We start from the raw sequence: 25,182 nt of genomic DNA, 5'->3' as shown, positions 1-25,182 counted from the left end.
GCTCAGGGCTGTGGCCTGGCTCCCCAGAGTTTGGTCAGCAATGCGAACATTTCGGGATCGTGCTGCTTGAGCTCTTCTTTGGTGAAGGGGTAGAAGTCATTGCGAGTGAAGAATGACTCGCTGCATTCGGCGAAGTATTCACGCGCATTCGTCATGGCATAGGCTTTGGCGAGTCGTTTGCGACCTTCAGAGTCCTGGCGTTGCACCTTGTCGTATATGCCGGCGGCTTTGGCATGCTGGAAGGCGGCTTCGATCTCGGTATTGTCGAATCCGAGCACGCGGTCGTGATAGGCATGTGCGAGTTCGTGCAGGGCGAAGTTGGGCATGCGGCGGGTCTCCGCCTCGAAGATGCTCACGTTGGTGAACTCCACTGCTTTGGCCATCACGGGGTCGCGGCCGTTTTCCTTGAGCCAGCCGGCACCGGAGTGGTACTCCGCACGCGGGTGTGATTTGGGGTATTGGGGATTGAAGTAGAGAGTCACTTTGCGGAGTTCGTCCACCGCTTTTGGCGGAACCACGCGCACGATTTCCTGAAGCTGCTGGGTCAGCAGATGCAGCGCCTTGCCGGTCAGCTCTGCATCCTTCGTCAGCAGTTCGCGGCTGATGCTGACCTGCCAGCCTTCGATGCTGCGGATCTCGCGTGCGGTGTTGGCGTCCGCATCGCGCTTCTGGGCTTTGGCTTTGATCAGCTCCCGGGCCGCCTGCATGGTGGCAGGCCAGGTGAAGGCGGGGGCTTTTGCAGGATCATAGCCTGCCATGTGGCCGGTGAGGCGCGTGGCTGGTTTGGAGTAGTGCAGCTCGGTGTCGCCAAAGACCTCACGGCATAGTGCAGCGAGGCCGGGATCGTACTCGATGAGCTGGGAACGCAGATGGACGTGGTTGTGGTCGTGGTCGTTCACGCGGTTGTCGTCAAACCAGCTCTGAACGCCCTCGGCCCAGTATTCGTGGTGGTTCACGCTGGCATATTTGCCGCGCCATAGCCCGGTCTTCATGGCGGCATCGTAGGCGGCTTTGAGACGTGTGTCGAAAGTCGGGTCCACGTTCAAAAGGCCGCGCAGGTGGATGTTGTGTGCAAATTCGTGAATGACGATGCATTCCTTGGCATAAGGATCTCCGGGAAAGCCCAGCACATTCTCCTCGGCACAGGAGCAGAAGGGGTCTGTCTGGCTGCCGCCGAGGCCGCGTGCGCGTGTGTCCCAGTAGGTTTTGGCGGGGAGGTTTTCAAAACCCTTCACGGGCTCGTCGGCCAGGCGGGAGAATTCGGGCAGGTCGGTGGTGTACTCATCATGCGCCATGATGATCATGCGTGCGCCGCTGTCGATCATGGCCTGCCGGACGTCCGGGCGGTGGTCGAGCATGAGATTGAGCAGGTAGGCCACTTCCTTGAGTGCATAGGGATTCGTCTTGGCCGTGGCGACGATGGGGAAGCCATGGGCGCTCTCGCGCTGCGTGTAGCAGGCAGGTACGCCGTCCTTGGCCTGCGGGTCATAGCGAAAGCCCTGTATGCGCACCTTGCAAACCACCTCGGTCTCCTGCTGCTGATCGACGATGACAAAACGATGCCCCAAGGAGGTACCAAGAATGTTGTCTTTGCCCGGGGCAATTTTTCCATTGGGCACACGCCCGCCGTCGGGCTTTACCCAGAACACCTCCACCTCTCTGGGGGCGGCATTGATGATCTGAAGTCTGGGGCGGTCCAGCGCGAGTGTGGTGGTGGTGATGAACCCAAGTGCGATGATCAGTGTTTTCATAAAAAGCGGTCGGGTGACATCAGGTCGAGGGCAACGGCTGGTTTTTCTCCGTCGAGCAGATCGCTCACGATCTTTCCGGTGGCTGGTGCGAGGCTGAGGCCCATCATGGCGTGGCCAGTGGCGATGGTGAGATTTTTCCAGCGCCGGGTGCGGCCAATGTAGGGCATGCCGTCGGGGGAGACCGGGCGCAAGCCGCTCCACGGTTTTACCCCGGCGAAGTCGCTTTCTTCGAAGGCGGGGAAGTACTGGGGAAACGCACGCGTGATGCCGCGTACGCGGCGGTGGGTGATGGTCTCATTGATGCCTGCCATCTCCATGGTGCCGCCCACGCGGAGCGCGCCATCCATGGGAGTGACGGCGAGGCGTGCCTCGGTGCAGATGGTGCAGAGCTCTGGGAGCTGACGGGGGCTGGGAAGAGTGAGGCTGTAGCCTTTGCCTGCCTGCATGGGCAATTTGAGATTGAGAGAGCTGGCCAGTGCTGACGACCAAACGCCACCGCAGAGCACGAATTCGTGAGCACCGACTTGCCCAAGCGAAGTGCTGACTGAGTGCAGGCGTCCGTTTTCGGATTTGAATCCGGTGACTTCGGTGTCCCAGAGGAACTGGACGCCGAGGCGGGTGAGTTCGCACTCGAGGGCGGCGATGAAGCGGGCGGGGGGGAGGTGGCAGTCTTTGGGGAAGTAAACGCTGCCGCAGACGTCCATGGTCACGCCGGGGTCGAGTGCGGCGGTGGCGCGGGCATCGAGGACTTCAGCGGGGATGCCGAGGGCATTGGCCTGAGCTGCGGCGCGGGCTTCCTCGTCGAGGGTGTGCTGCTCTTTGCAAAGCATGAGGAGGCCGTTTTTGACGAGGCCGAAGTCGAGGCCGATGTCTTCAAAGCACTGGCGGCTGAGGAGGCTGAGGTCGCGGAGAATGGGAGCGGCGGCGGAGACGCGCTGCCTGGTGGCGGCTTTCCAGAAGTGGAGGCCCCAGGTGAGGAGATCGGGATCGAGACGGGGCTTGATGTAGAAGGGGGATTCGGGGTTCCACATCCACTTGAGGCCGAGGCTGACCATGCCGGGTGCGGCGAGGGGGATGAAGTGGCTGGGGACGACCATGCCGGCGTTGCCAAAGGAGCAGCCGTCACGTTGTGCGGGACTGCGATCAATGACGGTGACCTGCATGCCGCGCCGGGCGCAGTAGAGCGCCGTGCTGAGGCCGATGACGCCTGCGCCGAGGATGGTGACGTGGGGGGGCATTGAGGCGAAAGACAGAGGGGGCTGAGGGACTACTGGGGATGTGGGTGTGACGGGGCGGTTCCTTGTTCCGCAGGAACAAGGCTACTTTATGGGCGCAGATGTTTTACGAGGAACTCCATGCGGAGGCGGGAACCGTAGGGTGTTTCGGCGGCGCCGTGGCCGGTGCCGATGATGGGCATGAAGTCGAAGGTCTTGCCGGCTTTTTGAAGGGCCCCGACGACCTGAGTGGTGGAGGCGGGATCGACGTTGGTGTCGAGTTCGCCGACGATGAGGAGGAGGTGGCCTTCGAGTTTGTGGGCGTCGTCTTTGTTGGAGCTGCGGGCGTAGCTTTCATCGACCGGCCAGCCCATCCATTGCTCGTTCCACCAGATTTTGTCCATGCGGTTGTCGTGGCAGCCGCAGTCGGCGACGGCGACTTTGTAAAAGTCGTGATGGTCGAGGAGGGCGCGCATGGCGTTCTGTCCGCCAGCGCTGCCGCCGTAAATGCCGACGCGGGTGAGGTCCATCCAGGGGCGGGTCTGGGCTGCGGCTTTGATCCAGAGCTTGCGGTCGGGGAATCCGGCATCCTTGATGTTTTTCCAGCACACGTCATGGAAGGCTTTGCCGCGATGATTGGTGCCCATGCCGTCGAGTTTGACGATGATGAAGCCGAGCTCGGCGAGGATGTGATGGGTGAGCAGTCGGCCGAAATCCTTGGGGGCGAAGGCGCTGTGAGGACCGGCGTAGATGTCTTCGACGACGGGGTATTTCTTGGCGGGATCAAAGTTGGAGGGCTTGATGAGGATGCCGTGGATGTCGGTGGTGCCATCGCGGCCTTTGGCGACGAAGCGCTCGGGCATGGTCCAGCCTGCGGCGAGGAGATTTGTGGCGTCGGCTGTTTCGAGGGTGCAGACGAGGGTGCCATCGGTGCTGCGGCGGAGCTCGTGGACGGGTGGCAGATCGGCGCGGGAATAGGTGGCAGTGAAGAAGTCGCGGTTGGGGGAGAACTCGATGTGGTGATTGCCATCTCCTTCCGTGAGCTGCTGGAAGCCGGTGCCGTCGAAATTCACGCGGCAGAGGTGGAGGTGGTAGGGGTCTTCTTCTTTGCGAAGACCGCTGGCGAGGAACCAGAGCTGGCGCTTGGAGTCATCGACATGGAGGACTTCGCGGACGGGCCATGCGCCCTTGGTGATCTGGTTTTTGACCTGGCCGGTTTGGGTGTCGTAGAGGTATAGGTGGCACCAGCCGTCGCGCTCGCTCATCCAGAGGAGTTCGTGGGTGGCATGCAGCCAGTGACGCCATGTTTTGTGGGTGTAGTCGATGAAGGTCTTGGAGGTTTCCTCGACGATGATGCGCACGGTGCCGGTTCTGGGATCGGCGGCGAGGATGCGGTAGAGCTGATGGCCGCGCTGGTTGTAGTCGAAGTAGATCTCGCGGCTGTCGGGGGACCAGGTGACGGGCAGCTTGCCGGACTCGGTGAAGGGGTTCTCATAGAGATCCTGCAAGACGCGGATGGTGCGGCCGTCTTTATGAGTGATGATCATCTGCGGGCGGGGCAGGGGATCGCCGGGCTTGGTATAGTCGAGGACTTTGAGCTTTGGCTGCACCTGGCCTGTGGGAGTGGAGTCGACGATGGTGATCTGGCGCTTGGTCACTTTGTCCGCCTGGCTGGTGACCACGCAACTGCCGTCTGGGGCGCGGTCTTTGGGTTCTGTTTTGGGGCGTTCTTCTTTGGAAGGAGTGAGGCCTTTGCCGTCGATGATCAGCGTCTGCTCCTGCGGCCCTGCCTCGATGATGGCGAGGTGCTCTCCAGTGCGGCTGGTGATGAGCCAGACGTGGCCGTCATAGGTGTGCTGCTCGCGCTCGGCTCCGGCGCGGACGCCGCCGTAGCGGATGTGTTTGCCATCCTGGCTGATCCAGAAGAGATCGACGTCGGCGTCGAGCTGGTTGATGAATTTGAGGCCGGACTCTTCGCCGGTGCGTGTGGTGCGGCGGAGTTCGATTTTGGCGGTGGAGGATTTGAGAGCTTCCTTTTCAGGCAGGCCGAGATCTTTGAGAGATTGTGCGGTTTTGCGAGTGCCGGTGGCGGCGTCGATGAAGACGAATTCGTGGGTTTTGGGGCCGGTTTGGACGCGATACCAGAAGGTGTGATTGTCTGACAGCCAGTTGGGCTTGAGGCGGTCGCGAAAGACGAGGTTTTCGGTGCGCTTGGGGAGTGAGAGGGCGTTGTCGAAGTCTGCGGCCAGGGCGGTGGTGGAGAGCAGGAGAAAAAAGAAGAGCTTCATTGATTTAAAGGCATGGGCTCGGTTTCCAGATTCCGGCTAAAGCCTGTACTACAAAACCTGCGCTGGGTGATTTTAGATTTGAGGGATGAGAAGATTTCAGAGCGGGCTAAAGCCCGAACTACGTACTCAGAACGGGCTGCCGATGCCGAATCGAAAAGGGTCTTTGGGATCAAACAGGAGTGTGGTCTCTGCGGTGATGAAGGCGGTGCCGGTGATGGTGGGGATGATGGTGGCGTCTGCTGCCGGGGTGTAGCTGGCTTCGAAGACGCTGCCGATGATGCTTTCCTGACACCAGATTTCGCCGGGGGCGAGTTTGCGGTCGGCGGCGAGGCAGGCGAGCTTGGCGCTGGTGCCGGTGCCGCAGGGGGAGCGGTCGTATTCGGCACCGGGACAGAGGACGAAGCTGCGGCTGTGATTGGCGGGAGAGTGTGGAGGAGCGAAGAGCTCGACGTGATCGACCTCGGGGTAACCTGCGGCGTGGACAGCGGCGCGCATGGCGAGGGCAGTCTGGGTGAGCTGGGGGATGTTTTCTCGGGTGAGGTCGAGTCCGTGGTCGGATACCAGAAAGAACCAGTTGCCGCCATAAGCGATGTCTCCGGTGAAACCGCCTGCGTGCACGGAGGTGGCTTTGCGGTAGGAGGGGACGTTTTGGATGCTGACGCGACCGTCTTCGAGCAGCGTGGCGGTGACGATGCCGACGGGGGTTTCGATGCGGTGCTCGCCTGGAGTGATGCGGCCGAGGTGGCGGAGTGTGATGATGAGGCCGATCATGCCGTGGCCGCACATGCCGAGGAGACCGATGTTGTTGAAGAAGATGACGCCTGTTTCACAAGCGGGGTCTTTGGGAGGGACGAGGAGTGCGCCGACGATGACCTCGTGGCCGCGGGGTTCGCAGAGGATGGCGCGGCGGTAGGTTTCGAGGGTCTCAGGGGTGACGCCGCCGAGGACGACGCGGGTGGGCTCGCCGCCGGTGTGGGAGTCGATGATCGGGATGCGGAGCACTGGGGAGTTGGAAGTTTAAAGTTAAAGGTTTGAAGTTGGGGGAGGTGCGGAGTGGTGGGTGATGGCGGGGGCTGCGCAGGGGATTGCCTTCGGCTGGCTTCGCGTTGTGCGGACCACTATGCTGGCGCGGGTGCCGGGCGGTGAGGGTGTGCGGAGAGGGTGTGCGGGCAGGAGTGCCCGCATCACTTTTGGGGGGAGGCGTTATGCGGGGCGTTTGGCAAGGGAGTCGCGGATGATGGTGAGGACTTGGTTGCGTTCGGCTCCGGCGAGGGGGAGGCGGGGGTCTCGGCACCACTCCTTGCCGAGGCCGGTCTCCTGGCAGAGGAGTTTGATGTATTGGACGAAGTGGATGTGGGTATCGAGCTTCATGAGGGGCTGCATCCAGCGGTAGAGGGTGCGGGCTTCATCCCACTTTCCGGCGCGGGTGAGGTCCCAGAGCTTTTGATTTTCCTGAGGGAAGGCGATGCCGCTGCCGGCGACCCAGCCGTCGATGCCGAGGATGGAGCATTCGAGGATGAGGTCGTCCACGCCGGTGAAGAGCTGGTAGCGGTCGCCGACGAGATTGCGCAGCTCGGTGATGCGGCGGGAGTTGGCGCTGCTTTCCTTGATGGAGGTGAGGTTTGAGATGTCGGCGAGCTGGGCGAACATCTCGGGGGTGACGTCGGTGTGGTAGCCGACGGGGTTGTTGTAGAGCATCCAGGGCAGGGGGGTGGCCTTGGCGAGGGTGCGGAACCAGTGCTCAGTCTCGCGGGGATCGCTCTTGTAAACCATGGGTGGCATGACCATGAAGCCGGCGGCACCGAGCTGTGCGCCGTCCTGCATATACTGGATAGCGGCGCGGGTGCTCATCTCGGCGACACCGGAAAGCACGGGGATGCGGCCTTTGGCGGTGTCGATGGCGCACTGGAGGACGGCACGTTTTTCATCGGGCTGGAGGCACTGGTTTTCGCCGAGGGAGCCGCAGACGATGAGGCCGGAGATGCCGGACTGGATGAGGGCTTCGAAGTGACTGGCGGAAGATGCGAGGTCGAGGGACTGATCCTGGTGCATCTGGGTGACGACGGCGGGGAAGACGCCGGACCATTTGGGGAGAGAGGGCATGGGGAATTTATGATTTAAGATTTATGATTTGCCCAGAGCAGGAGGTCGAGGGCGGTCGGATGGGTCGACTGAGGATGATGGGAAAGGGGCAGAGGGTCTTGATTGCTTTTTGGGCGGGAGGCTGCCAATTCAGTCAAAATGATGGAGACGGGAGGGACATTCTCTGAGCATGGGACGACGGAGGCGCTGTTTGATGCGCTGCCGGATGTGGTGTTTTTCATCAAGGATGCGGCGGGGCGGTATGCGCGGGTGAACCAGACGCTGGCGGAGAGATGTGCGGGTGGGGATAAGGCGAAGCTGATTGGGAAGAGGCCGGAGGAGGTGTTTCCGGAGGCGCTGGCGGCGAGCTATGCACGGCAGGATGAGGCGGTGCTGAAGACGGGGAAGCCGGTGGAGCATCAGCTGGAGCTGCACATTTATCCCGGGCACAAAGCGGGCTGGTGCCTGACGACGAAGCATGCGCTGCGCGATGCGAAGGGGCTCATCGTAGGTGTGGCGGGGATCTCGCGGGATCTGAATGCGCCGAGCGACAAGGCGGGTGGCTTTGCGGAACTGGCGTCGGCGCTGAAGCACATGCAGCAGCACTTTGCGGAGAGCCTACGGATCGAGGACATTGCCAAGAAGGCGGGGCTGAGTGTGTATCAGTTTGAGCAGCGGGTGCAGCGGCTGTTTCAAATGAGCCCGCTGCAACTGCTGCACAAGCTGCGGCTGGATGAGGCGACACGGCTGCTAAGGGAGACTGAGCGCACGCTGGCGGACATCGCGATCGAAACGGGGTGGTGTGACCAGAGTGCGTTTACACGGCACTTCAGCCGGTATGCGGGGATGGCGCCGGGGAAGTACCGGGGATTGAAGAAGCAGTGAGTTTCCAGATGGTGCCTCTATCCGATGGCTGTCGGGTAAGGACTTATGCCTGCGAGGGGGATTTTGGCCCCTCACCCCGGCCCTCTCCCCCAAGGGGTCGATGCGTGTTTGACGATTGATTTGAGTGGGGAGAGGTAGCGGCACGTTCGGCGCGCTGATGATGGGGAATTTTTTAGACTCGACGAAAGCGGTGTTGGCGATGAGGGGGGCAAGTGATCCCCTGATGCGATGAAAAAGGGTCTGAAGGCGGAGGCATGAGCCAACGGAGGGGGATCATCTTGATCCCCGCACCTGCAGCGTGTTCGTGGATGTGCGAGGGCGCTGGGCGATGCGGAAGCGTGTGGGATCGGGACGATCCCACTCCTCCAGAGTGCTGGCGCGGCTGCGTGAGTGGTCAGGCCATGAGGGCTTTGACGGGCTTGGCGGGATTGATGCCGATGAGCTTTTGGTCGAGGCCCTGGAACTTGTAGGTGAAGCGGTCGGCGTTGTAGCCGAGGAGGTTGAGGACGGTGGCGTGGAAGTCGCTGATGTGGAGCGGGTCTTTGACGATGTTGTAGCTGAAGTCGTCGGTCTCGCCGTAGATGGCGCCGCCTTTGGCACCGCCGCCGGCCATCCACATGGTGAAGCAGCGGGGGTGGTGGTCGCGGCCGTAGTTTTCTTTGGTGAGACCGCCCTGGGAGTAGATGGTGCGGCCAAATTCACCGCCCCAGATGATGAGGGTGTCGTCAAACATGCCGCGCTGCTTGAGGTCCTCGATGAGGGCGTGGCAGGGCTGGTCGATGTCCTTGCACTGGCTGGGCATGCGGCCGCCGACGTTGCTGTGGTGGTCCCAGTTGTTGAGGTAGATCTGGGTGAAGCGGACGCCGCGCTCGGCGAGGCGGCGGGCCATGAGGACGCTGTTGGCAAAGGTGCCGGGCTTCCTGGCTTCATCGCCGTAGAGCTTGAAGATGTGCTCGGGCTCGCTGTTGATGTCTGTAAGCTCTGGCACGCTGGCCTGCATGCGGAAGGCCATTTCGTACTGCTGGATGCGGGTGTGGGTTTCGGGGTCGCCGACTTCTTTGAAGTTGATCTCGTTGAGGGCGTTGAGGCCTTCGATGGTGCGCTTGCGCACGCTGCTGGGTACTCCGGCGGGGTTGTTGATGAAGAGGATGGGGTCGCCTTTGCTGCGGAATGAAACGCCTGCGTGCTCGCCGGGCAGGTAGCCGCTGGACCAGAGGCGGGAGGAGATGGCCTGCTCCTGCTCGCGATTGGTGGGCGTGGCAATGAGGACGACGAAGGTGGGCAGGTTGGCATTCATGCTGCCGAGGCCGTAGGAGGCCCAGGAGCCGAGGCAGGGACGGCCGGTGATCTGATTGCCGGTCTGCATGGCGCAGATGGCGGGTTCGTGATTGATGGCCTCGGTGTGCAGCGAGCGCATCCAGCAGATGTCGTCGGCGTTTTTGGCGAGGTGGGGGAGGAGGTCGGAGTTCATCCACATACCGCACTGGCCGCGCTGGGCGAAGTTGAACTTCGACGGCGCGATGGGGAATCGCGCCTGACCGCTGGTCATGGTGGTGAGGCGCTGGCCGTTGCGGATGCTGGGCGGCAGATCCTTGTCATACCACTTCTGCATCTCGGGCTTGTAGTCGAAGAGGTCCATCTGCGCCGGGCCGCCGACCATGTGCAGGTAGATGACGCGCTTGGCCTTGGGGGCGAAGTGAGGGCCCATCGCTCCGCCGGATGATGCACTGGCGAATGATTCGCCGAGGAGTGATGCGAGTGCGGCGCCGCCCAATACATTCTTACCGCGCGAAAAAAGCTGGCGGCGGGTTTGGTAGAGGTCCCATTCGTGGAGGATATTCATGGCAGTGTGATTACTTGTTCAAGACTTCGTCCAGATTCATGACTTCGTTGCAAAGCATGGTCCAGGCGGCGAGTTCGGGTTTGGGGAGTTTGTCGTCGGCTTTGGATTCGCCGACTTTGAGGAGGGACTCGGCTTCGGCGGCATTGGCGGTGTAGAACTTGCGCATGTCGGCGAGGCTGGCGTGGAGGATGGGTTTCTCGGCGTCCTTGAGGGGGCGGCAGAGGAGGTGCTCGTAGATGGCGGAGAGCCTGGCGGTGTCGTCTCCTTTGACGTTTTGGAGAGTGTGCTGGGCGAGGTTGCGGGCGGCTTCGATGAACTGGGGGTCGTTCATGGTGACGAGGGCCTGCAGCGGGGTGTTGGTGCGGTCGCGGCGGACGCAGCTCATTTCGCGGCTGGGGGCGTTGAAGATGTCCATGTTGGCGGGCGGGGCCATGCGCTTCCAGAAGTCGTAAAGGGTGCGGCGGTAGAGGTTTTCGCCTTTGTCCTGCACGTACTTTTCCGTGCCCATGCCGACGACCTCCCAGATGTTTTCCGGCTGGTAGGGCAGGGTGCCGGGGCCGCCCATGCGGGGAGAGAGGGTGCCGCTGGCGGCGAGGGCGTAGTCACGGATCATCTCGGCGTCCATGCGGAAGCGCGGGCCGCGGGAGAGGAGGGCGTTGTCGCGGTCCTTTTCCAGCTTGGCGGGGGTGATGACGGCGGCCTGACGGTAGGCGGCGGAGGTGACGAGCATCTTGTAGAAGCGCTTCACATCCCAGCCGGTTTCTTTGAACTCGACGGCGAGCCAGTCGAGCAGCTCGGGATTGGAAGGGGCGGAGCCCATGATGCCGAAGTCCTCGCTGGTCTTGACGATGCCGCTGCCGAAGAGTTCCTGCCACATGCGGTTGACGGTGACACGGGCGGTAAGGGTGTTGTTGTCGCTGACGAGCCATTGGGCGAGGCCGAGGCGGTTCTTCGGAGCATCGGCGGGGAGCTTGCCCAGGGCGGCGGGCACGGCGGCCTCCACGGGGTCTCCCACCTTGTCATACTGGCCGCGCATGAGGATGTTGGCCATGGGCTTGGTGTCCATCTTTTCCTCCTGCACATGAGTCATGGGGCTGCGGGCCTTGATGGTTTCCTGCTCGGCGGTGAGCCTGGTGCTGGTGGCGAGTGCGGTCTGGTAGGCTGCATCGCGGGTGGTGAGGTAGTGCTCAAAGAGCGCCTCCTGCTGCTTTGGCCCCGGCTTTTTGGCAGCGAGCATGGTGCGCAGAGGGCCCACTTTGGAAAGGGTCATGACTTCCGCTGCGCTGAGCTGGCGGTCGTAGATGCGCACGTCCTGCACGCCGCCATCGGTGAAGTAGGAGCCGTGGCTGCGCTGGCCGATGCGTGTGGGAGTCGTCGTTTTGATGCTGCCTTTGAGTGCGTTCACGTCCGGGCGGATCTGCGCCTCCACGCCATCCACAAAAATGCGGACGCCGCCAGCCTTGCCTTTGCCGTCGTAGGTCACAAACACATGCTGCCACACGTTGGGGCGCAGGGCGGGTTTGGCGGTGCTGACCTTGATGGCGTCGCCTGGCCAGTTGCTGACGATGTGCACGGAGAGCTTGTTGTCGCTCTGGAAGAGATCCCAGCCGCGATGGCCGTTCTTTTCATCCATGCGGCTGAGAATGCTGCCTGCGATGCCGGTGACCTTGCCCGCGCGAATCCAGGCACCATAGCTGAAGGCGTGATCCTTCTCGTAGTCACCCACGTCGCCGATCTCGAAGGTGCTGTTCGGTTTCATCACAGGCGCGGGGCCCAGTTTGCCATCGGGCTTCCAGGTGACTTCGCCAGTGGCCTTGAAGGTTTTGGCGCTGCCGCAGGTGGCGTTCACTTCGCTGCCAGCGCCTTCATTGAGCGGCAGGTGCGCGGTGATGCCCTTGGTGGGCACATCCTTGTCGAGGTCTTCTGGCTTGGCGGTGGTGAGCCAGAGATCGAAAAGAGGTTTTGCGGTTTTGCGTGCGGCGTCCTGCTTGGTTTTCGCCGCGGCGATCTCCGTGGGCAGTGCGGTCCAGCGCGGGCGGTCCTTGTCCGTGGGCAGCACGAGGATGGGGCCCAGGCCGTCCTTCACGTTGCCGTCCTTGGGCTTCTGCGTGGTGTTGCGGAAGAAGGCGGCCATGGAGTAGTAGTCCTTCTGCGTGATGGGGTCGAACTTGTGGTCGTGGCACTGAGAGCAGTTGGTGGTGAGGCCAAAGTAGACCCAGCCCATGGTCTGTACGCGGTCGGAAGCGTAGTTGGCGAGGTTCTCTTCATCGATGGTGCCGCCTTCATTGGTGGTGATGTTGCAGCGCTGGAAACCGGTGGCGATGAGCTGGTCTTCGGTGGGCTTGGGCAGGAGATCGCCGGCGATCTGCTCGACGGTGAATTTGTCGAAGGGCTCGTTGTTGTTGTAGGCTTTGACGACCCAGTCGCGGTAGGGCCACATCTCGCGGGGTTTGTCAAAGTGGAGGCCGTGGGTGTCGGCGTAGCGTGCGGCGTCCAGCCAGTAGCGGGCGCGGTGCTCGCCATAGGCGGGGGATTTGAGGAGCTCGTCCACCAGCGCGGAATACTTCTGGTCGGTGAGCGGGAGGTAGCGTGTCATCAGCTCCGGGGAAGGCGGCAGGCCGGTGAGGTCCAGGGAGACACGGCGGATGAGCGCGTGATCCTCCGCCTGGGTTGCGGGAGTGAGTCCGATTGCTTCCAGTTTGGAAAGAATGAAGCGGTCCACTGGAGTCTTGATCCAGGCGCTGTCCTTCACGGCAGGCAGAGGGGCTTTCCTGGGCGCGATGAGGGACCAGTGCGGCTGCCAGGGCGCACCCTGGGCGATCCATTCTTTGATCAGCGCGATCTCTGCGGGCTTGAGCGTCTTGTGTGACTCGGGCGGCGGCATGAGGTCGTCCTCATCCTTGGTGATGAGGCGCTGGAAGAGGCTGCTGATCTCCGGCTTGTTCTTGATGACGGTGGGCTGTTCGCCCTCCTTGGCGGTGAAGAATCCGGCCTCGGTGTCGAGGCGCAGTCCTGCTTTACGCGTTCCCGGGTCCGGGCCGTGGCAGTGGAAGCAGGCGTCTGCGAGGATGGGGCGGATGTCTTTGTTGAAGCCGATGGGCTGCGCAGCAGTCGCCACAGAGGCGAGAAGCGTGAGGAGCAGGGTGAGGTTGATGCGCATGCGTGAGTGGGGAGGTTGTATGGAAGTGTCCAGGACTGGTATGAATGTGCTTACGGTGGCTGGGTGACTCATATTGCGGTCAATCAGGCGAATTTTAGGGCGGATGCTGGCGTCAGACCATGGCGCTACACAAAGCCAGGCGCTCGGCTTCTGGGAGGCTGCTGGCAGTGATGCCATGCCAGGCGGCATTGATGTCGATGCGGCTCCAGATGGCGGCGAGGCAGGCGCCCAGGCACTGGCGTTCTTTGGATGCCCTCATGTGGGTGAGGAGATTGAGTGCGAGATCGGGGCGGTGGTGTTTGACGATGAGGATGAGGTCTTTTAATTCGTCGTCACTGAAGGAGGCGACGACTTCGGCATCGCGGAGCATGGCATCGAGCAGATGCAGGTCGCGTGTGTTGCCACGGCGCAGGCTGGCGGCCGCCCGCCGGAGCCGCTCGCGGCGCTGGAGCAGGGAGTGCATGGCGATTTTCATGCTTCAGGATACGCCAGCACCCGCATTCGCGTCTTGCATGGGCATGGCATCCTTGTGTAAAATACACGCACCATGGCTGCGATTTCACCACAGGCATTTTTACGGCGCGCAGGCGGAGCGGAGCTGGCGCGGCTCTTTGACCTGCTGCCGGACATTTCCTTTTTTATCAAGGACCGAAAGGGGCGCTTCATGGCGGTGAACGGGCGCGGGTGCGACTACTGCGGGGTGAAGCATGAGAAGGATGCCATCGGCAAGACGGATGCGGACTTCTTCCCGCGCAGCCGTGCGGCGGAGTACCATGCGGATGATGAAACGGTGATGCGCACGGGCAGGCCGATCGTGAACCGGGTGGAAAGCGCGCCGGAGGCGGAGGGCTCGCCGCGACTGGTGATGTCCAGCAAGATCCCGCTGCGCGATGCGGAGGGGCGAGTCATCGGCGTGGCCGGTTTCTCGCGGGAGCTGGAGCAGGTGCGCAGCCGCAGCTCCGGCGAGGCGCGGTTTGCGAAGGTGATCGAGCAGATGCACAAGCACCCCGAGGCGGCGCTGAGCAGCGCGGAGATGGCGCGGGTGTGCGGGCTGTCGCAGAGCCAGTTTGACCGCAGCTTCCGCCGCGTGTTTGGCTCCTCGGCGCGGCAGTACCTGCTGCGTGTGCGGGTGGAGGCGGCGTGCCGCCGGCTGGCGGAGACGGAGGAGACCGTGGCCGCGCTGGCGGTGGAGCTGGGGTTCTACGATCACGCGCATTTCACGCGGTGCTTCAGGAGCATCATGGGACTTACGCCGGCGCAGTTCCGGCAGCAGAGGGTGCCGTCCTTCTTTGCCCAGAGGGCGGCGAAGAAAGGGGGATGACGTTGCGGGGGCAGGATGCCCCCGCTACTCCTCGCGAAACTCCGGGGCCCTGCGCGCTTTTGTTATCTCCTCAAACGCGTGTCCGAGCGCGAGGATGCGCGCATCCGCATGCGCGGTGCCCATGAAGGAAAAGCCGATGGGGAGGCCGTCCACAAGGCCGAGGGGCACAGTGAGGTGAGGGTAGCCCGCCACGGCGGCGGGCGTGCTGGCGACGCGGTCGTTGCTGTCGCCATGGGCGAGATCGATGAGGCCGACGGGGTCGTTGGTGGGGCAGATGAGGGCGTCGAGGCGGTGCTCGCGCAGGGCGGCGTCGATGCCTTCGGGACCGGCAAGACGGCGGGCCTCGGCGCGGGCGACTTCTCCGGCTGCGATGATCTCAGGCGTGCCGAGTTTTTCCGACTGAATGAAGAACTCCTGCGCAAAGTGCGGCATCTCGGTGTCGCGGTGCGCTTCGTTGAAGGCGATGAGTTCGGCGAGGGTGCGGACGTCGCCACCACGTTGTTCTAGGTAGGCGTTGAGGTCCTGGCGCAGCTCAATGAGCATGGCGCGCCAGGCCAGGGAGCCGGCCTTGCGCAGGGTGGGCAGCTTGACGGGATCGATAATGATGGCTCCGGCTTCGCGCAGTTTTTGCAGGGCGGCATCAAAGAGGGCCAGGACCTGCGGGTGGGTGCCGCTGTATTCACGGATGACGCCGAGGCGTGCGCCTTTGAGCGCATCAGATTTTAAGTCTGCTGTGAAATCCGCTGCCAGCACCTGCATGAGAAGCGCGGCGTCACTGACGGTGAGTGTCATGGGCCCTGCGGTGTCCTGATGATGGGTGATGGGGATGATTCCCGCGCCGCTGATGAGGCCGACGGTGGGCTTGAAACCGACGATGCCGCAGGCGCTGGCTGGGCTGACGATCGAGCCGTTGGTTTCGGTGCCGATGGCGGCCGGGGCCAGGCCCGCGGCGACAGCGGCGGCAGAGCCGGAACTGGAACCGCTGGCGCTGTGGGTGAGCTTATGGGGATTGCGGGTGAGGCCGCCGCGTGCGCTCCAGCCGCTGGTGGATTTTGGGGAGCGGATGTTGGCCCACTCGCTGAGGTTGGTCTTTCCGAGGATGACGGCTCCTGCAGCACGAAGGCGGGAGACGAGGGGTGCATCGCTTTCAGGCGGGCGATTCCGCAGGGCCAGCGAGCCTGCGGTGGTGTGCATGGTGTCGGCGGTTTCGATGTTGTCCTTGATGAGTATGGGGAGGCCGTGCAGCAGGCCGGGAGGGGCGTGGGCGGCGATGTCTTTGGCGGCGGGATTCAATTCGATGACCGAGCTGATGCGGGGACCGGATTTGTCGAGCTGCGTGATGCGTGAGAGGAAGTGCTCCACCAGCAGGAGAGGCGTGGTTTGTGCCGCTTCGAGCTGCTCGGCAAGCTGGCTGCAGGTAGCGTAGGGTGCCGGTGGGCGGTGTTGCCGCTGCGTGCATGCAGCGGGGGAAAGCGCTGCTGTGGCGAAGGACTGTAGCAGGCGGCGGCGGTTCATGATTGAAACAGAATGCTCTGACCCACCCCTGCCTTCAAGTGCGTCTCATCCATGAAATGAGAATGAATGTTGCGAGTGCTCGGGGCTGAGATTGACGTACAAAGTACAGGGCGCGTAGATTTTTGCCTTTTGATGCAGGGGAGAATGATGGCAGACCTGACTGAGCTGGTAGGCGGAGCCTTTTCCGGGGGCTTTGTACGCGGGCGCGTGTCTGTCGGCTACCGTCTGGGCATGGTGCTGGTGCTGCTGGCCCTGCTCATTTTGCCGCTGCTGTATCTGGCATTGATTGCGGGGATGGGATGGCTGCTGGTGTGGCATGTGCAGCATGATCTGGTATGGATCAGTGAAGCCTCGGGACTGGGGCGGCGGAATGGCCGGGCGGTGCTGCTGGCGGGCTTTCTGTATCTCGCTGTGGCGGTGGCGGGTGCGATTTGCATTTTGTTCATGATGAAGCCGTTGTTTGCGCCGCTGCCGAAGCAGCCGCCAACGGTGACGCTGGACCCCATCTCACAACCGGCTTTGTTTGCCTTGATCCACCGCATCTGCGACCTGGTGGGGGCTCCGCATCCGGTGGTGGTGGAGGTGGACTCGCGGGTAAATGCGTCGGCGTCGTTCCGGCGTGGGATGGCGAGTTTTTTCAGCCATGATCTGGTGCTGAGCATCGGCATGCCGCTGGTGGCGGGACTGACGGCGCGGCAGTTTGCGGGAGTGCTGGCGCATGAGTTTGGCCACTTTGCGCAGGGGGGAGGCATGCGGCTGAACTACGTCGTGCGCAGCATCAACCGCTGGTTTGCCCGTGTGGTGCTGGAGCGTGATGGCTGGGATGAAAAGCTGGATGCGCTGTGCAGCCGGGAGGGGTTCAGCGGCCTTTTGGGAACTGTGTCCCGTGTCATGGTGGGGGTGGGCCGGAAAGTGATGACTCTGCTGATGCAGCTGGGGGGCGTGATCAGCGGCTTCATGTCGCGTCAGATGGAGTATGATGCGGACGCCCATGGCGCGAGGGTGGTGGGCAGTTGTGAGATGGAGGGCGCACTGCTGCAGCTGGGGCTTCTGGATCATGCCGAGACGGCGACGGTGAAGTCCATGCTGGCCCGGCTGAAGGACGGGGAGCTGCCGGACAATGTGCCGGGGCGTATCGCCAGCCAGGTGCTGGCCATGCCGGAGGTGGTGCGCAAGCAGGTGAAGAGCAGGGGGCTGGCGGAGGATGCCTCGTGGTGGAGCACGCACCCGGCCCTGAAGGACCGAAAGGAAAGACTGGAGGAGCTGGCTGCGCCTGGAGTGTGCAGCCTGGATATGCCTGCGGAGGCGCTGATGCACGACTTTGCGGGTCTGTGCAAAACGGTGTCTCTCTACTGGTATGATGTGGAGCTGGGGCTGGATCTTAATGAATTTAAGCTGGTGGCCGAGGAGGCGCCAAACCGGCACATGCAGGACCAGCGGCGGCGTCAGGAGCAGGAAGATCAAAGTCGGCTGGATGCGCAACGGCAGGGGGAGGAGATGGAGCTGAAGGACAGGCTCCGTGAAGCGGCGGTGAGGGAGATGTTTGGACATCCGCCGTCTCCGGAGCGGCTGATGCCGCTGCCGATGGTCGCTGCGGAGATGTGGGCTGAGGCGGCTGCCGTGGTGAAGGCCTGGAAAGGGGGCTACGAGGCTGCCTGCGAGCGAGAGATGAGGCTGCGCGATGTGCTTTGCCGACGCACGCTTGTCTGCCAGCTGGTCCACGGCGGGCATGATGCCACCGGGGTGACGATGCCTGGAGTGGATGTGAGCAACGCTGCCGCCGTGATGGCTGCGCAGGCGGAGTCTCTGCGCGAATACGAGGTGACTTCAAAGCAGCTGGCGGTTTTTGAGCAGGCGGCATGGTCGCGCCTAGGGGCTGCTTTGGCGTGGCGCTTTCAGCAGGAGGGAGTCCCGGCAAGCTGGCGTGAGCAGGTGCGGCTGCTGGTGGAGGCGCAGCGTGCACTGGCTGCCGCGCAGGCCCATATTGCAGCGGTGTGTGTGGAGGCCTTGTGGCTGGAGAGTGCCCGGGGCGCCACAGCCGAGGCCAGGCAAGGTGGTGAGGTACGCGTGCAGGTTGGTGTGAGCCATGCGGTGCAGGCGCTGGCGACGGCGGCCAATCCCTATGACAAGGAGCAAAGATCGCTGGCTGCTGCGCTGGTGCCACAATCTGCCACCGGGCCGGATGTTTATGCGCGCCTGCGCAACAACCTCCGCCATTTTACCAACTCTGTGACCCGTGATCTCTGCGTGCTGGCCCATGAGGTGGAGACGGGCTGGCAGGCGTCCCCCCGGGGCCAGAAATCCGGCGAAGGCGGGACGGGCGCCTGGCAGGCTGCTGTGCTGCCGATGGCGGCGTGAGACATGGGTGCAGCAGGGAGATTTTCCCAGGCCAAGGGCAAATTCCACCCTTTCTCGTTTTTGTTATTGTCTCAGGGAAGTGGGCATGATAAAAACCGCGCCTTGTCTGTGAAATTCCCTGTTTTTTTAAAGCTTTTTGTCTGTCTGGCCTCCGCGACTGCATTGCAGGCGGAGGAGCCTATGCTGCCGCAGGCTTTGAACTCCGGAGCTTCCTTTCCTTCCGGTGGGCCGCGTGTCTTTCTGAAGCCGTCGAAGTCAATCAAGCCGCCGGTGAGCACCACCGCCGCGCAGCCTGCGCCGGCGATCGTCGAGGCGCCTACGGCGGAGACACGCCTGCGCCGTCTGGTGGTGGTGTCCGGCACGATGACGCCGGAGGCCATCCGCGAAACGATCCTCGCCTGCGGGCAGACGCGCACGCCAGTGACGACGGCCGGTGGTATGAATGCCCCTGCGCCAATGCTGTCTGATCTTGCCGGGCTGTTTGGCTCGACGGTGACTGAGGACACGCAGAAGAAGGTTTTGGAAACCGTGCGCAAAGGCATGGGGTCGTCCGCAAAGCCGCTGCAGCGTGTGGAGGTGGTCGGCTGGCTGCCAAGCGAAGGTGTGATGGCTGTGGCGGTGTATCCCGAAAGCTGAACTGCTTTGCATGACAACTGACCGGGCCGCTTCAGCTGTTCCAAGGGTGCTGCTGGCGGAGGAAAGCCTGCCTTACCGGCGAGTGATCCGCGAGGCGCTGACGGCCTTCCGTGAGTGCGAGGTGGACGATGCTCCGAGCGGGGAGCGTGCATTTGAGATGGCGCTGCGGCGTGAATACTCGCTGTTTTTGTTTTCGCTGCCACTGCCTGACATGAAAGGGGACATGCTCGACCGCCTGCTGAGCAAAGCCTACCCCATGGTGCATGCCGGGGTGCATGCGGCGCCGCCGGTGATATTTCTGATTCAGCCGACGGATGCGATGAGGTTTCAAGAGCTGCAACGCGATGTGCGAGTGCGGGGCAGCATGCCATTGCCGCCCAAGCTGGATGTGCTTTTGTCTGTGACGGCCAAGCTGCTCCCGGAGCGCCGGGGGCTGGCTTTTCCACCGTTTTCCCCACCTCCCCATGTTTCCTGATCCCAAGCGTCGCAGTGTGAAGATTTGTGGCATCACCCAGCCGCAGCAGGCGGGGGTGCTGTTTGCGCTCGGTGCAGATGCGGTGGGCATCAATCTCTGGCCGAAGTCGAAACGCCACATGCCGCTGGAGGTGGCTGTGGGGGGGCTGCAGGATGTGGCTGGAAAGAATGCGCTGGTGGCGGTGCTGGTGAATCCCGACGCGGCCCTCCTAGACGCGGCGGTCTCCAGCCAGCTTTTTCAGGCGCTGCAACTGCACGGAGATGAAACGCCTGCCGAGGTGGAGCGGCTCATGAAGCGCGGGGTCAATGTCATCAAGGCGCTGCAGGTGCGTGATGAGGCCTCGCTGGCGCAGATCGGCGAGTTTGCCTGTGACTCCATCCTGCTGGATGCCTACAATCCGGGCACTTATGGGGGAGGCGGGCACGCTTTTCCGTGGGAGCTGGCGGTGCGGGCGCGGGAGATGTTTCCGCAGAAGCAGATCCTGCTCTCCGGCGGGCTGACTCCTGACAACGTGAAGCAGGCGGTGGAGCAGACCCAGCCTGTGGCGGTGGATGTGGCGAGCGGTGTGGAGTCTCTGCCTGGAAGCAAGGACCTGCTGCAAGTCGCGCGCTTCATTGCTGAAGCACGGGATGGGTGGGTAAAGGCTGCGGGCGACAGCGCAAGCTGAGACGATGCCGGGCGTCTGACGATGTCGGAGCTTGTGCAGTCACCTGCCTTCGGCATGCTGCATTCCTCCATCTCCTCCAATCTTCACTGTCATGCAGCCCGACTCTTTCCGCCTCCGTCTTTCGGCCCTCATGGGTTTCCTCGCTATCGCACTGGGGGCTTCGGGCGCCCATGGGAAAGTGCATGACAAACTGGTGGCTGCCGGTGAACTGGCCCATTGGGAGACGGCGGTGCAGTATCATCTGCCTCATGCTGTCCTGCTGCTGCTGCTCACCTTGCTTGCGAGCGCGAAGCCGCTTGTGGTGTGGGCGTGGCGTCTTTTTTTCATGGGCATCGTGCTTTTCAGCGGTTCGCTTTATGTGCTTGCCTACACGAGCACGAAATGGCTTGGGGCCATCACTCCACTGGGAGGATTGAGCTTCATGGGGGGATGGCTTTTGATCGCGATGTCGGCCAAAGGAAAATGAGCCTGAGCAGCAATCTGCAATGAGAGTGAAAAACACGTTGCGTCATCACCAGAGCTTGCTCCTATACCGGCCCTTCAAGCAGAGGCTCGGTAGCTCAGTCGGTAGAGCAGGGGATTGAAAATCCCCGTGTCGGCGGTTCGATTCCGTCCCGAGCCACCTCTTGAAGCAATAAGCCGCCACAAGACTTTGTGGCCCACCAGCAAGCTGGTTCCGGCTTTTTAGTTGGTTCCGCACGGAAAGCGGCAAACGACGCTAACGCCGCCCCGGGCTTTGGATTTGATGGTGAGACTGCCGTCGATGAGATTGGCGCGATAGTGCATGACACGCATGCCGATGCCTGCATGTGCGTGAGGGTGCCTGCCAAGGCCTGAGCCGTTGTCCTCGATTTTTAACACGGCTTCGTTTGGTCCATGGCGCTGGAGCGAGAGCTTGACCCGAGATGGGTGCCCATGGCGAAGGGCGTTGTTGGACGCCTCCTGGGCGATGCGGTAGATGTGGGTCTCCTTCTCCGAGTCTTCGATTTTGATTTCGGGATCGACTTCGCAGGTGCAGGCGGTGCGGTGGTTGGTGCGGATGGTTTCCGCCAGCAGATGCAGCGCGCCGCCGAGGCCGCGGTTTCTCACGGATGCCGGTGACATGCTGTGGGACATGTGGCGGACTTCCTGAATGGCATCCTGTATGAGCTTGTGGATGCGGGCGGCGCTCTGGCGCTGATCTCCGGTGAGCTCGCTTTCGAGCGCTTCAATCAGGGTGGCCACCCCTGTCATGGTCTGGCCGACGCCGTCGTGCAGATTATGGCCGATGCGCGCCTGCTCCTGCTCGGAGATTTTGAGGATCTCTTTTTGCAGACGGTTGCGCTCTGTCAGGTCCGTGCCGGTGATGATGATGCGGTCCACCAGGCCTTCGGGGGTCTTGGTGATGATGGTGGAAAGCGCGACGACATGGCGCCTGCGGTCTTTGCCGATGAGAGTGACCTCGTGCTCGGGGATGTTTCTGCCTGCGAGCAGCTCCTTCAAACGTTTTTGCGAACGGGCCTTTTCTGCGGGGTCCATGAAGTCAGACTTCCATGGAGGGGGCTTGCCGATGAGGTCTTTCCGTCTGTAGCCGAGCATGTGCAGCGTGGCCTCATTGGCATGAAGGAGGCGGCCGTGCCTGTCCAGAACGATGATGATGGCCGAGGTGTGGCTGGCCAGAATTTCATTGAAGCCGAGCTCCCGGCGGTAGTTTGCCTCCGCGAGCTTGCGGCTGGTGATGTCCTCCACCATGGTGAGCAGGTGGTTGGGGCGTCCGCTCATGGTGCTGAGCAGCGAGGCGTTGAGGTTGACCCAGACCACGGTGCCATCCGGGCGGACGTAGCGCTGCTCCACCTGAAACTCGGAGGATCTGGCGGCTTTGAGCTGCCTGTGCAGGTGGTGGTTTTTTGCGCGGTCATCGGGGTGCGTGACGGCATCAAACTTAAGCTTGAGCAGTTCCTTGCGTGATCTGCCGGTGATGGTGCTGAAGCGGCGGTTCACGTCAACGAAGCGGCCTGTGGTGAGATCCACAAGACCCACGCCAACCACGGCCTGCTCAAAGATGGCGCGGAAGCGCACCTCGCTTTCTATCAAAGCCTGCTCTGCCTGCTTGTGCTCGGTGATGTCCTGAAACGTGCCGATCAGCTTCACGGTTCTGCCATTTTCGCGGATGGCAAACCCCTGGGTGCGGGCCCAGAAGCGCCGGCCTTTGGCGGTGAGCACCGGCAACTCCAGGTCGTAGGCCGTGCCGTGATCGATGGCGGCGCGGACGGCGGAGCGGATGAGCCGCTGCTCCTTCAGGGCGTAGAAGCTGACGGCTTTTTTGAGCGAGGGAGTGGTCTTGCTGCCAATCTCGAAGAGCCGGCAGGTTTCGAGCGACCAGAAGAGCTTTTTTGAGGCTACATCGAGCTCCCAGCCGCCGATTTTGGCCATCTCTCCGGTGCGCTCCAAGAGCTCTGTGGTGCGGGCCAGCGACTGCTCGACCTGCTTGCGCTCTGTGATGTCCTCCATGATGGCGATGTGCCGGGAGGGGGGCTCGCCTTTTTTCCACATGGGTGAGACGGTGAGATTGATCCATGTGATGCTGCCGTCGGCATGCATGTGGCGTTTTTCAACCGTGAAGGTCTGGAGCTGCCCGGACTTGAGCTTTTCCATGTTGTCATGGGTCACCTGCAAATCATCCGGGTGGGCGAGGTGCAGCAGGGTCGTGGCCATGAGCTGCCTTCGTGTCAGCCGGGCGATGTCGCAGGCACGCTGATTGACGTTGAGGAAGCGGCCGGTGTTGCTGTCGATCAAGGCTACGCCGACGGCGGCCTGCTCGAAGATGGCACGGAACTGCGCATTGCTTTCATGCATGGCGGCCTCGGCAGCGCGGCGTGCTGACGTGTCTGTAAGCAAGGCCATGGCGCCGACATAAACACCCTGGGAGTTGGTGATGGGATTGGTGGAAACAAATGCCCAGAGAGGGGAGCCATCCTTGCGGATGTACTTGAACTCGAACTGGTCTGAAATCCCTTTTTTGCGGTTCTTGATGTGGGTGTTCAGCAGGGCCTTGCCCTCGTCGTCGAGAAAGTCACTGATCGGGCGTCCGATCATTTCCTGGGCCTTGTAGCCCATCATCTGCGCCATTTTGGGATTGACGTAGTCTGTGCGCGAGCTGGCATCGATCGTCCAGATGCCTTCCTCTGCTGTCTGCACGATGCGGCGGTAGCGTTCCTCGCTTTCGTGCAGGGCCATCTCTGATCTGCGGCGTTTGGTAATGTCCTGGGCGCTGCCGGAAAGGTGTGTCACCCTTCCTTTGGAGTCCATAACGGGGGTGACGGAGATTTTGCCGTATTTGATGCCTGAGGGGTGGGGGTAGGTCTCGTCCCAGCGCACGGTCTGGCGGGTGCGGATCGCCTGGCGGCAGTGCTTCCGCACGCGGGTGCAGCAGGGCTCCGGGATGAGCTGTTCGATCAGCCGGCCGATGATCTGCTGAGGGCTGAGGCCTGCCGCTGCGAGGAAGCTGTGATTGGCAAAATGGAGGCGCAATTTTTGACCAGGCTCAACTGCGAGGCTGAAGAGGGCTGCATCGACACTGTTGCACAAGAGTGCGAGATCTTGAGAAGATGCGACAGGCTCACCTCCCGGATCGAGTGATGCAGCGACCGCCGCAGGTTTGCGCCTGGCTGCTGGCTGGGTAGATTTTTTCATGCGAAAAGGTGCAGTCGCTGGAATTATCAGGGCTGACCTTATCCAAAACTGGCGTTTGAGGCAAGCAGGATGGGCTGCGGCTCAGACTGCGGTGGCGCTGGCGGCAATGTCCGCAGCGAGGCCGGGGATTTTCGCAAGGGTCCTGGAGGGGGTGTCGCGCAGGGCGGGCACATGCAGGGGGTCGTTTCCCAGGCTCTGGAGGAGGCGGTCAAGCGCCTGGCCGAAGGCGCTGACGGCGGCGCTTTCCTCATCGAGGTCATGGCGCAGGCCGTTGAGCAGCGCCACGTGCTCATAGCGCTGCAGCCATTCGCCTGCACGCGGACGGTAGCGTTCGATGATCAGGCGCATGAGGCTTTCGGCGGAGCGTGGTTCGGACTCGCGCAGGACCTGGAACATGAGGCAGCGCGCGACATCTGCAGCGGCGGTGATGAGGCCGGGCTCATTCACGCCGATCTGGTCGTGAGCGAGGCTGCGGTGGCGGTGCTCAAAATGAAAGCCCAGATCCACCTGGCAGAGCTGCTCTGCCGGCAGATGGCGGAAGGCTTCGCTGAGAATGGCGATTTCCAGGCCCCAGCCGCCGGGGAGGCTGAAGCGCTCGAGGGCCTGCATGTCTGCGGCGAATTCACCGGAGAGCGGGTAGCGGAAGCTGTCGAGGTGCTCGAGCAGCGGTTTGGAGCCCAGCACGTCGCGGCAGGCCTGGATCAGGGGGAAAATCAGCAGTCGCGTGACCCGGCCATAGAGACGGTCTGAAACACGGCTGTAGTAGCCTTTGGCAAACCGGTAGGGCATGCGCGGGTGGAGGAGCGGGTAGCAGAGCCGCCAGAGGATGTCGCGGCTGTAGTTCAGGATGTCCGTGTCATGGCTGACAATGACTCCATCAAAACCGCGTGCGTGCAGGTAGGCGATGCCCATCCAAATGTTGGATCCTTTGCCTGCATGAGGGCCTGCCAGGCCTGCCTGGTCCATGCGTTGATAGGCCTGGGTGAGCTGGGGCCCGTCATTCCAGAGCACATGGGCGGCTTTGCCGCGGAGGTTTTGGCGGATGAGCATCAGGGCGCGCTCATGCTCGGCGGCGTCCATGCCGTTCATGCTGAGGATCACCTCTGAAATGTGGCCTGCCTGGGACACTTCCTCCAGGATGCGGGGCAGGGCGGGGCGCTCGCATTCGGCGTAGAGGGCGGGGAGCAGCAGCGCCACGGGCTTTTCCTTGGCCCAATCCTGCATTTCGGCTTCACGTGCGGAGCTGTCCGCGTGAGCGAGATGATGAAGGGTGGGCACGCGCGCGTGCTGGTAGAAATCTGCCATGGAGGTTGGA

General features: G+C 62.4%; 18 protein-coding genes and 1 tRNA gene. 8 read left to right on the top strand and 11 right to left on the bottom strand.

Annotation, left to right across the window (positions count from 1 at the left end; genetic code table 11):
- Positions 1–2 precede the first annotated feature (2 nt).
- From ACZ5WW_RS04815 to ACZ5WW_RS04795, 5 genes are all read right to left on the bottom strand, one after another.
- Positions 3–1,751 carry a hypothetical protein gene (locus ACZ5WW_RS04815; protein WP_377167200.1) on the bottom strand — a complete coding sequence of 583 codons (1,749 nt, stop codon included), beginning with the start codon at positions 1,749–1,751 and terminating at the stop codon, positions 3–5.
- Entirely contained in the window at positions 1,748–2,989 is a 1,242-nt protein-coding gene (locus ACZ5WW_RS04810; RefSeq protein ID WP_377167202.1) for an NAD(P)/FAD-dependent oxidoreductase, read from the bottom strand. Before ACZ5WW_RS04810 ends, ACZ5WW_RS04815 begins: the two co-directional genes overlap by 4 nt.
- A gap of 86 nt (positions 2,990–3,075) precedes the next feature.
- Positions 3,076–5,253 carry a prolyl oligopeptidase family serine peptidase gene (locus tag ACZ5WW_RS04805; protein WP_377167204.1) on the bottom strand — a complete coding sequence of 726 codons (2,178 nt, stop codon included), beginning with the start codon at positions 5,251–5,253 and terminating at the stop codon, positions 3,076–3,078.
- Between the two features lie 126 nt (positions 5,254–5,379).
- A complete protein-coding gene (locus ACZ5WW_RS04800; protein ID WP_377167206.1) occupies positions 5,380–6,255 on the bottom strand; it encodes a proline racemase family protein in 876 nt (291 codons plus the stop codon).
- Between the two features lie 201 nt (positions 6,256–6,456).
- Positions 6,457–7,356, bottom strand: a complete 900-nt coding sequence (locus ACZ5WW_RS04795) for a dihydrodipicolinate synthase family protein (RefSeq protein WP_377167208.1) — start codon at positions 7,354–7,356, stop codon at positions 6,457–6,459.
- Positions 7,357–7,494: 138 nt separating this feature from the next.
- Between ACZ5WW_RS04795 and ACZ5WW_RS04790 the strand changes: the two genes are divergently transcribed.
- Positions 7,495–8,220 carry an AraC family transcriptional regulator gene (locus tag ACZ5WW_RS04790; RefSeq protein WP_377167210.1) on the top strand — a complete coding sequence of 242 codons (726 nt, stop codon included), beginning with the start codon at positions 7,495–7,497 and terminating at the stop codon, positions 8,218–8,220.
- 394 nt (positions 8,221–8,614) lie between these two features.
- Here the strand turns inward: ACZ5WW_RS04790 and ACZ5WW_RS04785 are convergent, their stop codons facing one another.
- From ACZ5WW_RS04785 to ACZ5WW_RS04775, 3 genes are all read right to left on the bottom strand, one after another.
- Positions 8,615–10,063 carry a DUF1501 domain-containing protein gene (locus ACZ5WW_RS04785; protein ID WP_377167212.1) on the bottom strand — a complete coding sequence of 483 codons (1,449 nt, stop codon included), beginning with the start codon at positions 10,061–10,063 and terminating at the stop codon, positions 8,615–8,617.
- A gap of 10 nt (positions 10,064–10,073) precedes the next feature.
- Positions 10,074–13,223, bottom strand: a complete 3,150-nt coding sequence (locus ACZ5WW_RS04780; protein WP_377167214.1) for a DUF1553 domain-containing protein — start codon at positions 13,221–13,223, stop codon at positions 10,074–10,076.
- Between the two features lie 112 nt (positions 13,224–13,335).
- Positions 13,336–13,698, bottom strand: a complete 363-nt coding sequence (locus tag ACZ5WW_RS04775; protein ID WP_377167216.1) for a hypothetical protein — start codon at positions 13,696–13,698, stop codon at positions 13,336–13,338.
- Between the two features lie 72 nt (positions 13,699–13,770).
- On the opposite strand from ACZ5WW_RS04775, the gene ACZ5WW_RS04770 reads away from it, so the two are divergent.
- A complete protein-coding gene (locus ACZ5WW_RS04770) occupies positions 13,771–14,544 on the top strand; it encodes an AraC family transcriptional regulator (RefSeq protein WP_377167218.1) in 774 nt (257 codons plus the stop codon).
- Between the two features lie 24 nt (positions 14,545–14,568).
- Here ACZ5WW_RS04770 and ACZ5WW_RS04765 read toward each other — a convergent pair whose 3' ends face one another.
- Positions 14,569–16,059, bottom strand: coding sequence for an amidase (locus tag ACZ5WW_RS04765; protein ID WP_377167220.1), 1,491 nt, complete (start codon positions 16,057–16,059; stop codon positions 14,569–14,571).
- Between the two features lie 144 nt (positions 16,060–16,203).
- Here ACZ5WW_RS04765 and ACZ5WW_RS04760 point away from each other — a divergent pair, with 144 nt between their 5' ends.
- The 6 genes from ACZ5WW_RS04760 to ACZ5WW_RS04735 all read left to right on the top strand — a co-directional run bounded on the left by ACZ5WW_RS04760 (position 16,204) and on the right by ACZ5WW_RS04735 (position 20,817).
- Entirely contained in the window at positions 16,204–18,417 is a 2,214-nt protein-coding gene (locus ACZ5WW_RS04760) for a M48 family metalloprotease (protein WP_377167222.1), read from the top strand.
- Positions 18,418–18,525: 108 nt separating this feature from the next.
- The gene (locus ACZ5WW_RS04755; protein WP_377167224.1) at positions 18,526–19,053 is read left to right on the top strand and encodes a hypothetical protein; all 528 of its coding nucleotides are present in this window, start codon (positions 18,526–18,528) and stop codon (positions 19,051–19,053) included.
- A gap of 10 nt (positions 19,054–19,063) precedes the next feature.
- On the top strand, positions 19,064–19,528 hold the full coding sequence (locus ACZ5WW_RS04750) for a response regulator (RefSeq protein WP_377167226.1): 465 nt from the start codon (positions 19,064–19,066) through the stop codon (positions 19,526–19,528).
- Positions 19,518–20,195, top strand: a complete 678-nt coding sequence (locus ACZ5WW_RS04745) for a phosphoribosylanthranilate isomerase (RefSeq protein ID WP_377167228.1) — start codon at positions 19,518–19,520, stop codon at positions 20,193–20,195. The genes ACZ5WW_RS04750 and ACZ5WW_RS04745 overlap by 11 nt, the downstream gene beginning before the upstream one ends.
- Positions 20,196–20,286: 91 nt before the next feature.
- Positions 20,287–20,661, top strand: a complete 375-nt coding sequence (locus ACZ5WW_RS04740) for a DUF423 domain-containing protein (RefSeq protein ID WP_377167230.1) — start codon at positions 20,287–20,289, stop codon at positions 20,659–20,661.
- 83 nt (positions 20,662–20,744) lie between these two features.
- Positions 20,745–20,817 (top strand) — tRNA-Phe (locus tag ACZ5WW_RS04735).
- Between the two features lie 62 nt (positions 20,818–20,879).
- Here the strand turns inward: ACZ5WW_RS04735 and ACZ5WW_RS04730 are convergent.
- Entirely contained in the window at positions 20,880–23,867 is a 2,988-nt protein-coding gene (locus ACZ5WW_RS04730; protein ID WP_377167232.1) for a PAS domain S-box protein, read from the bottom strand.
- An 81-nt stretch (positions 23,868–23,948) separates the two neighbouring features.
- A complete protein-coding gene (locus ACZ5WW_RS04725; RefSeq protein WP_377167234.1) occupies positions 23,949–25,172 on the bottom strand; it encodes a glycosyltransferase family protein in 1,224 nt (407 codons plus the stop codon).
- Positions 25,173–25,182: the final 10 nt, after the last annotated feature.

It is taken from the genome of Prosthecobacter fluviatilis, from assembly GCF_055388355.1.
The sequence above is the reverse complement of the archived record's forward strand: the minus strand, read 5'-3'. Positions and strand labels throughout refer to the sequence as shown.